The sequence below is a fragment of the Cupriavidus oxalaticus genome, from assembly GCF_016894385.1.
Taxonomy (GTDB): Bacteria; Pseudomonadota; Gammaproteobacteria; order Burkholderiales; family Burkholderiaceae; genus Cupriavidus; species Cupriavidus oxalaticus.
The window spans coordinates 1,469,885-1,482,847 of sequence record NZ_CP069811.1 but is presented as its reverse complement, the minus strand read 5'-3'; the positions used below and the strand labels follow the sequence as shown (position 1 = coordinate 1,482,847).

Annotated in this window: 11 protein-coding genes and 1 pseudogene; 6 read left to right on the top strand and 6 right to left on the bottom strand. The window is 62.3% G+C overall.

From position 1 onward, the window contains the following. On the top strand, nt 1-408 hold the full coding sequence (locus JTE92_RS30360; RefSeq protein WP_232353523.1) for a cyclophilin-like fold protein: 408 nt from the start codon (nt 1-3) through the stop codon (nt 406-408). Between the two features lie 128 nt (nt 409-536). Here JTE92_RS30360 and JTE92_RS06520 read toward each other — a convergent pair. The 5 genes and pseudogenes from JTE92_RS06520 to JTE92_RS06500 form a co-directional block, all read right to left on the bottom strand. Beyond that, nucleotides 537-2,228, bottom strand: a pseudogene (locus JTE92_RS06520) (site-specific integrase). Nucleotides 2,229-2,312: 84 nt separating this feature from the next. Continuing rightward, nucleotides 2,313-2,744, bottom strand: coding sequence for a DUF2062 domain-containing protein (locus tag JTE92_RS06515; RefSeq protein WP_232353493.1), 432 nt, complete (start codon nt 2,742-2,744; stop codon nt 2,313-2,315). A 172-nt stretch (nt 2,745-2,916) separates the two neighbouring features. Next, on the bottom strand, nt 2,917-3,141 hold the full coding sequence (locus JTE92_RS06510) for a hypothetical protein (protein ID WP_063239247.1): 225 nt from the start codon (nt 3,139-3,141) through the stop codon (nt 2,917-2,919). A gap of 94 nt (nt 3,142-3,235) precedes the next feature. Then, nucleotides 3,236-4,636, bottom strand: coding sequence for a Na+/H+ antiporter NhaA (gene nhaA, locus JTE92_RS06505; RefSeq protein WP_063239248.1), 1,401 nt, complete (start codon nt 4,634-4,636; stop codon nt 3,236-3,238). Nucleotides 4,637-5,158: 522 nt separating this feature from the next. Then, on the bottom strand, nt 5,159-5,887 hold the full coding sequence (locus tag JTE92_RS06500; RefSeq protein WP_063239249.1) for a slipin family protein: 729 nt from the start codon (nt 5,885-5,887) through the stop codon (nt 5,159-5,161). Nucleotides 5,888-6,233: 346 nt separating this feature from the next. On the opposite strand from JTE92_RS06500, the gene JTE92_RS06495 reads away from it, so the two are divergent. From JTE92_RS06495 to JTE92_RS06475, 5 genes are all read left to right on the top strand, one after another. Then, the gene (locus JTE92_RS06495; RefSeq protein WP_063239250.1) at nt 6,234-8,033 is read left to right on the top strand and encodes a glycoside hydrolase family 15 protein; all 1,800 of its coding nucleotides are present in this window, start codon (nt 6,234-6,236) and stop codon (nt 8,031-8,033) included. 91 nt (nt 8,034-8,124) lie between these two features. Further along, nucleotides 8,125-8,550, top strand: a complete 426-nt coding sequence (locus JTE92_RS06490; RefSeq protein WP_063239251.1) for a hypothetical protein — start codon at nt 8,125-8,127, stop codon at nt 8,548-8,550. Further along, a complete protein-coding gene (locus tag JTE92_RS06485) occupies nt 8,547-8,834 on the top strand; it encodes a hypothetical protein (RefSeq protein WP_147318609.1) in 288 nt (95 codons plus the stop codon). The genes JTE92_RS06490 and JTE92_RS06485 overlap by 4 nt, the downstream gene beginning before the upstream one ends. Before the next feature lie 99 nt (nt 8,835-8,933). Then, nucleotides 8,934-9,383, top strand: coding sequence for a universal stress protein (locus tag JTE92_RS06480; protein WP_063239253.1), 450 nt, complete (start codon nt 8,934-8,936; stop codon nt 9,381-9,383). 211 nt (nt 9,384-9,594) lie between these two features. Continuing rightward, nucleotides 9,595-10,980, top strand: a complete 1,386-nt coding sequence (locus JTE92_RS06475) for a trypsin-like peptidase domain-containing protein (RefSeq protein ID WP_169834821.1) — start codon at nt 9,595-9,597, stop codon at nt 10,978-10,980. Nucleotides 10,981-11,249: 269 nt separating this feature from the next. Here the strand turns inward: JTE92_RS06475 and JTE92_RS06470 are convergent, their stop codons facing one another. Further along, nucleotides 11,250-12,629, bottom strand: coding sequence for a Do family serine endopeptidase (locus JTE92_RS06470; RefSeq protein ID WP_198065802.1), 1,380 nt, complete (start codon nt 12,627-12,629; stop codon nt 11,250-11,252). Nucleotides 12,630-12,963: the final 334 nt, after the last annotated feature.

The following is a 12,963-nucleotide window of genomic DNA, read 5'->3' as shown; positions in this document are numbered from 1 at the left end:
ATGACCACGCGCCTCAGCGCCTCTCGCCGCAGCCTACGCCGCCCGGCGATGGAAAACCGCCACGCGCGTGGCCTGCGGGCCTTGCGTGGGCTTGGCCTGCTTTGCGGCCTGCTCGTGCTCGGGGGATGTGAGGCCGCCCAGCCCGGAGCGTCAGGCTCGCCCGCCGCCGCTATCCCGGCGGCCACTGTCCAACCGGAGGAGTCCCGCATGTGGATGACCGTCGGCGACCGCCGCTTCGCCATCACCCTGGCCGACACCGACGCAGCCCGCGCATTCGCCGCGATGCTGCCGCTTTCGATCGACATGGCCGACCTCAACAGCAACGAGAAACACGCGGCACTGCCGGAATCGCTGCCCGCGAACGCCAGCCGGCCCGGCACGATCCGCAACGGCGATGTCATGCTGTAGGGGTCGTGCCGAGATGCGGCCAATCCGCTACCATAAGCCTTGCGGTTATATAGAAAGGAAAGAATTACTCAGTTTCGATATAAGCGCGGATTCGCTGGCAGTGCCCTCAAGCGGCGCACCCCAAGTCGCTATGGAGGGGAGAACGCCGCCCCGAGTTGGCGCGCCCGTTTCACCTCGTAGCCGTGCAGGTAGATCGAGGTGGTCGAGATCGACGCATGCCGCAGGTTATCCCGCACCGTCGTCAATTCCGCGCCGCGCGCCAGCGCATGGGTCGCATGGGTGTGCCGCATCCAATGCGGGCTGGCCTGTCGCAGCTTCTCGGCGGCAACCGGGTGGTCGGCCTGGATCAGGTCCGCCGCTTGCACGAAGAACCGCCGCAACACGCCCCATAGGCGCGTGCCGGTGATGCCGCTGGCAAGCTCCTTGCCGAGGCCGCCGATCAACGGGGTATGCGGGTCCCAGCGCGCCCGGGTGACCGGCAGGCCGCGCTCCACCAGATAGCGGTCGAGCGCCACGCGCGCCAACGGCGGCAGCGCCACCTTGCCCGTCTTGGCGCCCTTGCCGACCAGATTGAACCAGTGGTCGCCATGGGGATCGATCTCAATGCCGCCAAGCGTCGCGCCAATGAGCTCGCTGGCGCGAAGACCCGTGGCGTAGCCAAAATCCAGCACGAAGCGCAGCCGCTGCGCCGCTGCGGCGTCCCAGCCGTAGGACCACTCCAGGCCGTTGGCGAGCGTACGCACCAACATCCATTCGCCCTCGGTGAACGCGTGCGACGTATCCAACGGCGCAGTCCGCCCGCTGCCAAGCACCTTGATGCCCGCGAACGGATTGGCCAGCACATAGCGTTGTTGGATCAGCCACCGGTACATGGCCCCGAGCACCGACAAGGCATAGGCGGTCGAGCGTGGCGACAGGCCTTGCGCAAACGGGCGCCATTCGGGCGAGGTGCGTGGCCGCGGCGGTCCCACCCAGCGCTTGTGCGGCGTCGGCCGGCGCAGGAAAGCACGATAGGCAATCGCGTCCTCGGTGGTCAGCGACGACAGCGGCCGCTCGCGCTCGACGATCGCCCACAGGATGAGCCGTTCGGCTTCCTTGCGATAGGCCCTCTGGGTGGCTGGCGACTCGTGCAGCGCGAGCCAGGTCTGGACCGCGTCTTAGTCGTTGTCCGCATTGAGGGTACAGGTTTGCCGCGGCGCGCGAAAGGCCCCGGACGAGCCGTCGACTTCGTGGGGCAGGCGCAGTTGCTCCCAGGGCACGATTTCTCCGCGGTCCGTTACGGCGATCAGCGCGCGGGCGCGCTCGGTGAGCTGTCGGTGTTCGGCAAAGAAGGCTTCGATGCGCCGCGCGCTCGCTGGGCCCAGGCCGGGCACCACCGTCCACCACCGACGCCGGCGCGGAATGCGCACGGTCAGGTCCGCCAGCGTCTCGATGCCGTGCGCGCGCAGCGCGCCCACGGCACGGGCCGGCAGCCATTGACCGATGTCATCACTGACCTGCGGTTCCGGCGGCGGTAGGCGGCGCAGCAAGTCGACCGCCTGGTGGATGGCCTTCGCCCGCCCGACTCGCTCGGCCGCGCCGTGTGCGAACAAGGCGGCCAGGTCCTGGCGCTGCCGACGGCGCGCGAATTCGGCCAGCAGTCGCCGGATGTGGCCGAGGACGCCGCGCGCGGACTGGCCGCTGGCCTTGCGCTCGCCCAGGTAACGCACCACCGCGTCGCGGGCCGACACGCCCTCGTACCAGGCGCGCAGCGCGGCCAGCGACGCCGCATCGGGGAAGTCAGGCGGCGTGGGATGGGCCTGGGGGTTGGCTGGCAGCATTTTCATGTCTGCCAGTTTAGTGCACCGATGAAGCTATTACGATAAGGATAGTTATCGTAATAGATTCGAAGCCGACTGCGTACTTCAGCGGCGCCGGCGATGCCGTTTCCATAGCACGGACATCTTCCATGCCGCAGACACCAGAAAGTAGGTCGTGATCCCGACCACGATGGCCATGATTGCCAGGCCCAGTAGCAGGGGCTTCCCGACGCCTAGGACTCGCCGAGTCGCCATACGAAACCAGCTTTCGTTGGCCGGTTCGTGCTGTGCCTCTGCGCCTTGTGCTGGCGGAGGATCGACCGCTTCCCCGAGAATCGCGCTGCCCACACGCCAGGCGGCATAGTAAATCGGACCGAAGGTCAGCGGATTGGTCACTAGGGTGCTGGCTACTGCGGCGGGCACGTTGGCGCGCAGCGCCACCGCAGCGGCTGCGCTCAGTGGTATCTGTGCCAGCGGGATCAGCAGGCCGAAAAAGAATCCGAGCGCCATGCCGAGCGCCAGTCCTCGCCGGCTCATCTGCCACAATCTGGGGTGGTGCAGCGCTGGACCGAGCCAACGCAGCCATCGGTTACTCCGTATGACCTCGGCGCTGGGCAGCCATCGGCGCAGTCTTCGCATGGGGTGTCTCTGCCTCGATGGGTGTCGTCGCTCGTTCTGCGCCAGAAAGGCTGTCGTGAAATCTATCAGTTCAAAAATAGAAAAGACGATGCAGAAACTCGGTGCCATGCTGCACCAACAACCTCACCACATCCGTTGCGCTCATATCCATACCCATCACTCGCTCTGCCGTGTAGATGCCACCCGTGACCAGTGCCAAAACCGTCAAGCCGATCTTCAAGCTGCCATCCATAACGTCGCCCCCCATTCCGCTGAACCTGAATTCGCAATCGAATGCGCCCTTCAACCGCGGCATGCAATACTGGATCCCGGCGTCGCTTCGCGCGCCTGCATGCGCCCTTTACTGAGCAAGGCCGCTCCAATTGCAGCTCGCCAGCGTTGCGCGAGAATCAGTCTGCGGTCGTCGCACCAGATTCGCCTGCACCTTCTTCCGTCTCAGGCTTCAGGCGCCTTGCATAGATGAAGCCCCAAATAAGCCCACTGACAGCGGCCAGGGCGGATGCCAACAGCACACCAAGCTTAGCAGCGCCAAGGAGGTTAGCATCCGAAAAGGCAAGCGTCGCAATGAAAATGGACATTGTGAAGCCGATCCCCGCCAACAGGCCAATCAAGCAGACGCCGCCCCATGTCACGCCTGGCGGCAGTTTGCACCAGCCCAGACGCACTGCACACCAGCTGACCGACACAACGCCCAGTGGCTTGCCGACAATCAGTGCGACCGCTACACCGAGCAGCACACTTGGCGCGCTGCCCATCCCGAGATCAACGCCATCGAGGCTGACGCCCGCGTTTGCCAACGCAAAGAGCGGCATAATGAGATACGCAACCCAAGGATGGAGTGCCATTTGCACGCGCGTCACCGGCGGCAGCACCTCGCGCTGTGCTTGACGAAGTTGCTTGAGTGGTGCTGCGAGATCCTCGGCCTGTGGTGCCGGACCGCGCGCGCGCGCACGAAGATCATGAAGCGCTTGGGTAGCAGTGTCCAGGGGCCTCTCTCGCGTACGGCCAGGAAGCACCGGCGTCATCATACCGAGCACAACGCCGGCGAGGGTCGGGTGGGCACCTGTTCTCAGCATGCCCCACCATAGAATGCCCCCGGGGATGACGTAAGCGTAGGCGCTCCCCACACCGATCCATTGCAGCCCGAGAACCATCAGAATACCTGCGCCGGCAATCAATAGTCCCGAATAGTCCAGCCCGGCGGAAAAGGCTACCGCTATGATCAGCACGGCGACGATGTCGTCGATAATCGCTAACGCAAGCAGGAACACACGAACATTGCCGGGTATCGCTTTGCCAAGCAGTGCCAGCACGCCGACGGCAAATGCAATGTCGGTCGCCGTCGGTATCGCCCAACCCCCTCGCTCTGGCATCGCTGTGTTCAGCGTAAGATACAGCAATGCCGGGGCGATCACGCCGCCAAGCGCAGCCGCCATTGGTAGTGTCGCCAACTGCAAGTTCGCCAGCGCACCCTCATGGATCTCGCGCCGGATTTCCATCCCGACAACGAGAAAGAAGATGGTCATGAGGGCGTCGTTGACCCAGAAATGGAGCGACTGCGATACCAAATAGGGGCCAACCCCCACCGACAGCGGGGCGTGCCAGAGCGCGTGATAACTCTCGGCTGCTGGCGAATTCGCCCAAAGCAGCGCGATCCCGGCGGCGGCCAGCAACACTATGCCGCTTACGGCTTCGATATGAATGAAGTGCTCGAGCGCCGAGAAGGCCTTTTCAGCCAAGGCCTGCGCGCGCGGCAACTCCTGTTGGGATGGAGGGCGGTCCACGGTCATAGAAGATTCGCGTTGGCGGCCCGACCAACGCGTCAACCTGTCTCACTGCAAGTGCAGCGCTGACACCCTGTAGCGATTCTGATTTTACAGGAAAGACTGATCAATCTCGCACGAGACGCGTACCTTATGCGTCGGGCCAGTACAGTTAGCGGGGAGTCGACACAAACTCACGGTCCCACCGGCGCAGGATGACCTAGCCGCCGGCACACAGATCGACAGCGGTTTCGGTATGCGGCCGCGGATAAGGTGTTGTTGTCCCGGCGGGCCGTTTCGCCAAGCAAGCATTGCCATCTGTTACACACATCTGTATGTCTTGTGCGGGACCGGTATCCACCACACAGCAGACTTGCCCCTTCGCCACACAGGCATTTTCCTGGCGTCGTGTCGGACAACCCGCCAGCAACAGCGCGAGGGTAGTCGCCGCTAGGCATGTCAAAAGGTATTGATTCATATTTTGGAATCAGTTCAGCAAAGGCGCCGTCCCTCAGGTGCTTTGTCCAAGCGCCGAATAGCAACTGAGTGTCATCGCATATCGACCGGCAGCGGAAAGACGATGGTTGAGCTGTTTTCGCCAGTGATCTGTGTGAGCGTCTGCAGATAGCGCAGCTGCATCGCCTCCGGGGCCTTGGCAAGCATCTGCGCAGCCTCGAGCAACTTCGTCGAAGCCTGCAGTTCACCTTCGGCGTGGATCACCTTGGCTCGGCGTTCGCGTTCTGCCTCGGCCTGGCGGGCGATGGCACGAATCATATTCTCGTTGAGATCGACATGCTTGATCTCGACGTTCGACACCTTGATCCCCCAGCCTTCAGTCTGGCCATCGAGCACCTGTTGGATTTCCGCATTGAGCCGTTCGCGCTCGGCCAGGATCTCGTCCAGTTCGTGCTTGCCCAGCACGGAGCGCAATGTGGTCTGCGAGAGCTGGCTCGTGGCATTGAGGAAGTTGGCGACCTGGATGATGGCGAACTGAGCATCAACGACCCGGAAGTACACAACCGCACTGACTTTCACTGAAACGTTGTCGCGCGAAATGACGTCTTGCGGCGGCACGTCCAGTACCACGGTGCGCAAGTCAACTCTCACCATCTGCTGAACCATCGGCAGGACCAGTACCAACCCCGGGCCTTTGACCTTCCAGAAGCGCCCGAGCATGAAGACCACGCCCCGTTCGTACTCTCGCAGTACACGGAAGGATGAAATGACAAGCAGGGCTCCCAAGACGGCAATGCTGGTGGCGCTGACGACGAATTCCATGGTTGCGCTCCACTGGCTGACGCCTCCAACAGATACAAAGGACAAGGTTGATGCGTCCACTATCGCTGGATCACTTACCGGCTAATTTTCGGCCCCGCCGGGCTACCAGGCTTTGTCGGGAGGCGTCCGTTTCTTCAGTCTAGGAAAATGTGCTGCAAAAGCCCAGAGGGCGACAACGCGTTAGCACCGTCGCGCTGCATACGATGAACCACAGCTGGCACCTTCGCGGCTACCTCGCGTCGAACCGTTGAGGCGCTATGCATCCCTGCGGAAGCAAAGCCCACGCGGCGGTCCCTTGACTCCACTCAACACAATGGCCCGTTGGTCCTCCTGATCTGGATATGCCATGCCTGCTTCCATCGAAGACTACGCGCTGATCGGCGATTGTGAAACGGCCGCACTGGTCAGCGCAGCAGGGAGCATCGATTGGTTATGCTTGCCGCGCTTCGATTCGCCCGCCTGCCTGGCCGCGTTGCTCGGTACCCCGGAGCATGGGCGTTGGCAGCTGGCGCCGTCAGCAAGCGAAGGCAAAACCAAACGTTCTTACCACCCGGGCACCATGGTGCTGGAAACCATATTCGACCATCCCGAAGGTGTGGTGGCGATCGTCGACTACATGCCGGTGCGTCAAGGCATGTCCAATGCAAGCGCGCCGGCGAACGTGATTCGTATCGTATACGGCCGGCGCGGCAGGGTACGAATGAGAATGGACTTGACTCTGCGCTTTGACTATGGCGCGACGGTGCCCTGGGTGACACGGCTGACAGGTGAACACGGCATACGCGCGGTGGCGGGACCCGCCATGGCGGTCTTGCGTACGCCCGTTCGCTTGCACGGCGAGGACCTATCCACCGTGGCAGAGTTCACCGTTGAGGCAGGGCAGGCCGTGCCCTTTGTCCTGACGTATTCGGCCTCTCACCTCGCCACGCCGGCACCGCTCGACGCGTTCGACGAACTGGCACGCACCCAGCGCTGGTGGACGAACTGGTCAGACCAATGTGTTGTCGGTGGCGATTGGCACGGACCGGTCAAGCGGTCTTTGCTGACACTGAAGGCGCTGACCTACGAGCCGACGGGCGGCATCGTGGCGGCCCCGACCACGTCATTACCGGAGGCGCCTGACGGAGTGCGGAACTGGGATTACCGCTACTGCTGGCTGCGCGACGCCACGCGTACACTTCGGGCCCTGATGGCGGCCGGATACTATGCCGAGGCGCAGGCCTGGCGCAGCTGGCTGGTACGCGCGGTGGCGGGCAGTCCCGAGCAGGCCCAGATCATGTACGGTGTTGGCGGCGAGCGCCATCTGTGGGAGTGGGAACTCGACTGGCTGCCTGGTTATCGCGGGGCACGGCCTGTTCGCGTAGGCAACCTAGCTTCGACACAACTTCAGCTCGATGTCTACGGAGAGGTGCTTGACACCCTCTTTCAGGCTCGCCGTGGCGGATTGCCCCTGGAACAAGCCTCTTGGGCCCTACAGCGGGCGCTGGTCGAGCATGTCGCATCGATCTGGACCCAGCCGGATGCAGGCATCTGGGAAGTCCGCAACGGACGCCATCAGTTCACGTTCTCCAAGGTCATGGCATGGGTCGCGCTGGACCGGGCGATCAAGACAGTCGAACGTCATGACATGCCGGCGCCCATCTCGCGCTGGCGGAGGGTTCGCGCAGCCATTCACGCGGACGTGATGGCCAACGGCGTCAACCCGGCTCGCCACAGCTTCGTCCAGCGGTACGGGGGCAATACCTGTGACGCCAGCCTGTTGTTGCTGCCGATGGTCGGGTTCATCGACGGCAAGGATCCGCGCATGCTTGGCACCATCCGTGCGGTTGAAGAAGAACTGCAGGAAAATGGCCTCGTACACCGCTACGTTGCGTCACGAGCACCGGATGGACTGCCGGGCCAGGAAGCAACCTTTCTGGCCTGCAGCTTCTGGCTAGCCGATGCCTATGCGCTGGCGGGCCGCTGGAACGACGCCCGAAACTTGTTCGAGCGCCTCCTTTTGCTGCGCAACGATGTCGGTCTGCTCGCCGAAGAATATGATCCGGTCATGTGTCGCATGGCCGGAAATTTCCCGCAGGCGCTGTCCCATATTGCGCTGGTCAACACGGCCTTGCTCTTGGATCAGCATGGCAGATTAACGAGGTGAACACCTGCGCTTTCAAGGGAAGCGAAGCGAGCAAGACCGGCTGGCGATTACAGCAGGAAACGTCGAAACTTAGATAGGACCAAGCACATCCATGGACCCGCGCACCGCAAATCGATGGCGTTGCATCGTAGCTGGTATTCTCGGACTGGCCTTGGGGATTGGGGCCACCAATATGTGGTATAGCCCCCTACTCACCAATACGACGGATACGCTCAGAGCGTTTGGTGAGAAGCTGGACGTCAGCGAGGCACGATTCCGGTCATGCCAGGAGAGCGTCGCGCTCGCAAAGAAGGCGGGGCAGGACCTGACGGCGACCCTGACCGAACGGGTGAGCCAGGCGGAAGCGGCGCTTGCCACTGCGCAAGACGATATGGCTCTTGCCAGGAAGCAAGCCGAGTTGGCGCAAAAGTGGGCGAACGATCAGCCGCGCCGACCGTTGGTCGCGGATTCGGCCAACGCATGCGAGAAACTCGACGACTTGCTAACCGACACGATCAAGCGTCGGAGAGAACAATGAGACTTCCGATGCAGGCCGGCTCCCCAACGCTTTGGAAAGGTGCGGTCTATTGTGCGCAGTGCATCACGATTCTGCTCGCGGGATGTGCAGCAGAGCCCAAGACGGCAGTCCACACGCCGCAGATCCGATGTCAGGTGCAGCAGATTGATCGTCCGGCATGGGCGTTGGACTCGATCGATCCGGAGGCCGACATTTACACCAAAGGCAAGGCTGCATTGGCAGAAATCGAGCAACGGATTCGGTATGAGGAGAGGCTCGAGGCAGCGATAAGGGCTTGTAGATAGCTATGTCGTCGCAGAGGTAGCGAACTGCTCCCCATATCGCGCGTCCAACTGATATTAGCGCCTTACTCACGGCCCGCAACGGCCTGCAGTTCCGCAATCATGACAATCGTGGCCCTCCCGAGCGATGGCTCGCCGCACTGCATCGCGGCGGCGCGAAGGCTCGTGACTCCCGGCCTGTTCGAAAGGCCCTTGCAAGTCCATCTGATCCACGCCTTCCCAGAACTTACCGGTAGACCACAAGCCTATTTCTCCAGAACACAGATGGACCAATGGGCGAGCGAGGCGGCGGAGGAAGCATTCATTCCGATGCGGCCCATCCTCAGAGTGTCGCAATGCACTGTCACCGAACACTGCTGCGTCGGCGAAGCCGCCCCTCTGATCCTGGAGGTTGTCCGCGCCTGCCACGCCGATCTGATCGTGATGGGCACGCACGGACGCGGGGCCTTCCTGGCGGCGATGTTGGGTTCAGTCGCAGCGCGTGTTCTGTCGACGGCACCCGTGCCGGTGCTGCTAGTGGCCAGCCACCTTTATCAAGACCTGCACGCATAGTCCGGAAGCGGTTGTCGACCGGCCCGCGCGATGGACGGCGCCGCCCGGAACCGGCGTGATCGAGCGTCGTCAAAACTTGTATGGTGCTAGGTGAAGGGTACAACTCCCACGCCTTGCCGCTACACGAAATCGGACGAAGATGCTGCGTTCTCTTCTGGCGTGTGCGTTGCCTGTCATGGTCGCGGCTTGTGCCCAGGGACTGGACCGGCACATGGCCACCCCTCCGGACCTCGCCCGCGTGATCGGGACATCCGGTAGTGCTGTCGTGAGTATCAGCGCGAGCTCCGACGGGCGTTCCTATCTCGGGCAAGCGCCTCCGGGTCCGGCCTTTGGTGATATCCGTATCCGGTGGTCCCAACGCGCATACTCGGGTGCATACTCGCCATTAGACAATACTCAGAAGGTTCTTGGTGGCAACGGCTCCGGATTTATCTTCAGCCAGGCAGGGTTGATCCTGACCTGCGCGCACGTGGTCGAGAGCGCCATGTTCGTGCGCGTGAAACTCCCCGACCGTCGTGAGTTCGATGCCACGGTGGTTGGAAGCGACCTGCGCAGCGACATTGCAGTCTTGCGCATTCAGGGCGATCACCTCCCTGTCGTGACGATAGGCGATTCATCACGGGTCCGCGCCGGGAACTGGGTCGTGGCAATCGGCGCGCCCTACGGCTTTCAGAACAGCGCCTCATTCGGCATTGTCAGCGCCGTCAGACGAACTATCACCGCCGGCTCCGCTGCGATACCACTGATCCAGAGCGATGTGGCTGTAAATCCCGGAAGCTCCGGTGGGCCGTTGTTCAACGCTAACGGTGAGGTCATTGGCGTCAATACCCATATCTTCACGCTGACAGGTGGATTCCAGGGCCTGTCCTTCGCGATTCCGATCAACCCGGCCATGCGCATCGCGCAACAGCTTGTTGCATCCAGCCATGTGAAGCGCGGCCACCTTGGCGTCGGCGTGCAGGATGTCGACCACGACCTGGCCGAGGCCTTCGGCTTACCGGCCGTTGCGGGTGCATTGATCGACCTGGTGGAACCGGACAGCCCCGCCGCGCAAGCGGGTGTGAAGGTTGGCGATGTGATCGTACAGATCGGCGATGCCCGGGTCGCCGACGCGATGGCGCTGGCCATGGCGGTCAGCGACCTGCTACCGGGAAGCAAGACCCGGCTGCAACTGGTGCGAAATGGGGTTCCACAAGCCATCGCTGTCGTCATCGGCGCACCTCCGTCGCTCGCTTTCCCGGCGAGCCCCGTCCAATCGGATGCCGTGGGCGCAAATGTTCCGGAACTCAAGGTACGTCGTCTTGCCGCATCGGAGGCTTATGCAAGCGGCATAAGCGGAGGAGTACTGGTTGAACAGGCCAGGGGCTCAGCGCGCCGAGCGGGAATTCTACCGGGTGATGTGATTCTCGCCGTCAATGGCATCGCAGTCACTACTGCGGCCCAACTGCATTCCGCCATGGCGACCACGGATACGAAAGCTGCGCTGCTGGTGCTCCGGGGAGATGTGCGAACCTATATTCCCGTTGACACCAGTCAACATAGTGATTTCCGGCAGCACGAATTCCGCCAACCTGGATTCTTCGAGTCCGCCATCTGAAAAGTCCGTCCTCCTACGGACATTTGCATTGTGAGCACTCTGCCGCGGCAGCGTCCCCGGTCGGATGTCATTTGCGCCTGAATGCAACGACCTCTAATTGCATTCGCTTGAGCCCCACCGGACACCGGTTTGCCATCGGTCATGGAATGCGAAGACATGTCGGTGCTGATCGAAAGTAGTGGGCGAAATGGGATGGCGTCGCAGGTTCCAACAAGTCCGCTGTCACACGCCGGGGTTCCACTCAGGCGGCGATTCGGTCATGTGCCATGTCATTGCGCCGATGGCACCTGCAGAGCCAAGAACAAGGTATCTGGCCCCCGTCTGACCAGCAGGGCAACCGATTTTCCATGATGACTTTTCAACAGCGATTCCAGTTGCGATACGCCTTGCACCGGCACGTCGTTGAGCCTCAAGATGAGATCCCCTGCTTGAATGCCCGCGCGCAAGGCTGCACCTTCGGCACGCTGTACCAGCGCGCCACCTTCGATACCCAGGCTGCGGCGTTGCATGGTCGGAATCTCGCTCAAGTAGAGTCCTGTCTTCGCCGCCGACGTTGCACCAGCACCGGCTGCCGGCGATGGCGCAGCGAGCTCCACCGTCGTGATCTTGATCGGGACATTGCGGCCCTTGCGCCAAATCTCTGCCGTCACCGTCGTGGCCGGCTTGACTCCTGCTACGAGGCGCGCGAGGTCAGCGGAGCTTTGCACCGGCTGTCCATTGAGTGAGAGCACGATGTCGCCCGGCTGCAGGCCGGCCTTGTCGGCTGGTCCGCCTCGCTCTACGTTTGCCACCAGCGCGCCGCGCGGCTCCTGCAGACCGAACGACGCTGCCAGACCGCGCGTGAGTTCCTGCGCTTGAACGCCGATACGGCTGCGCGCGACCTTGCCGGAGGTGCGCAGCTGCTGCGCCACATCCATAGCGATGCCGATCGGGATCGCGAATGACACGCCCATGTAGCCCCCAGTGCCGCTGTAGATCTGGGAATTGATGCCCACGACTTCGCCGCGCATGTTGAACAGCGGGCCGCCCGAATTTCCGGGATTGACGGCTACATCGGTCTGGATGAAGGGCACGTAGCTTTCGTTGGGCAAGATGCGCCCCTTGGCACTGACGATGCCAGCCGTCACACTGTTCTCAAAGCCGAAGGGCGCGCCGATAGCGGCCACCCATTCCCCAGCTTGGAGATGGCTGGCATCGCCGATCCTGACCACCGGCAGGCCGGCGGCCTCGACCTTGACCAGCGCCACATCGGTATAGGCATCGGCGCCCAGCACCTTAGCCTTGAACTCTCGCTTGTCGGTCAGCCTGACGGTGACCTCGTCAGCATCGGCCACCACATGGGCGTTGGTCAGGATATAGCCGTCTTGGCTGATAATGAAGCCGGAGCCCAACCCGACCGACAGCGCCTCACCAGGATCGGGCAGTGGTAAGAAGCGACGGAAAAACTCGAAGAACGGATCGCCTTCCGGAATTGGAGGCATTGTTGCCTGTCCGCGAACGGTGCGCCGGATACTGATATTTACGACTGCCGGTCCCTGCTGCCGCACCAGGTTGACGAAGCTGGGCAATTCGATAACGGATGCTTGCCCGCTGGGTGGGGACGCAGCTTGCGCCACGCATCCCAGAGGAATCATAAGCGTCAGCAGCATCACGGTGCCGCGAAGGACACTTCGAACAGAATGACATCCAGGATCCATAACCGCTCCGGTAATGGCGAACGACTTATGAAGCGATAACAGGCAAGAGCGGTGCCGGGAAAGGCGGCATCCTACTCCAAGGCAGGATTGCTTCCCCGACAGTGCGTGGCGACACTCGTCACGTGCAGAATCTTTCGCGGCACCCAATAGAAATCCTGCGCATCGTTGCTAACATAAGTTACAAAATGTTGTAGAAAGCTCTTCGCGCTATCGCAATACGGCCATACGGACGTTCGGCTGACGTCGGTTTGGCGTGTACGGTGTTGAACAGCTTCGGTGGTGCAGC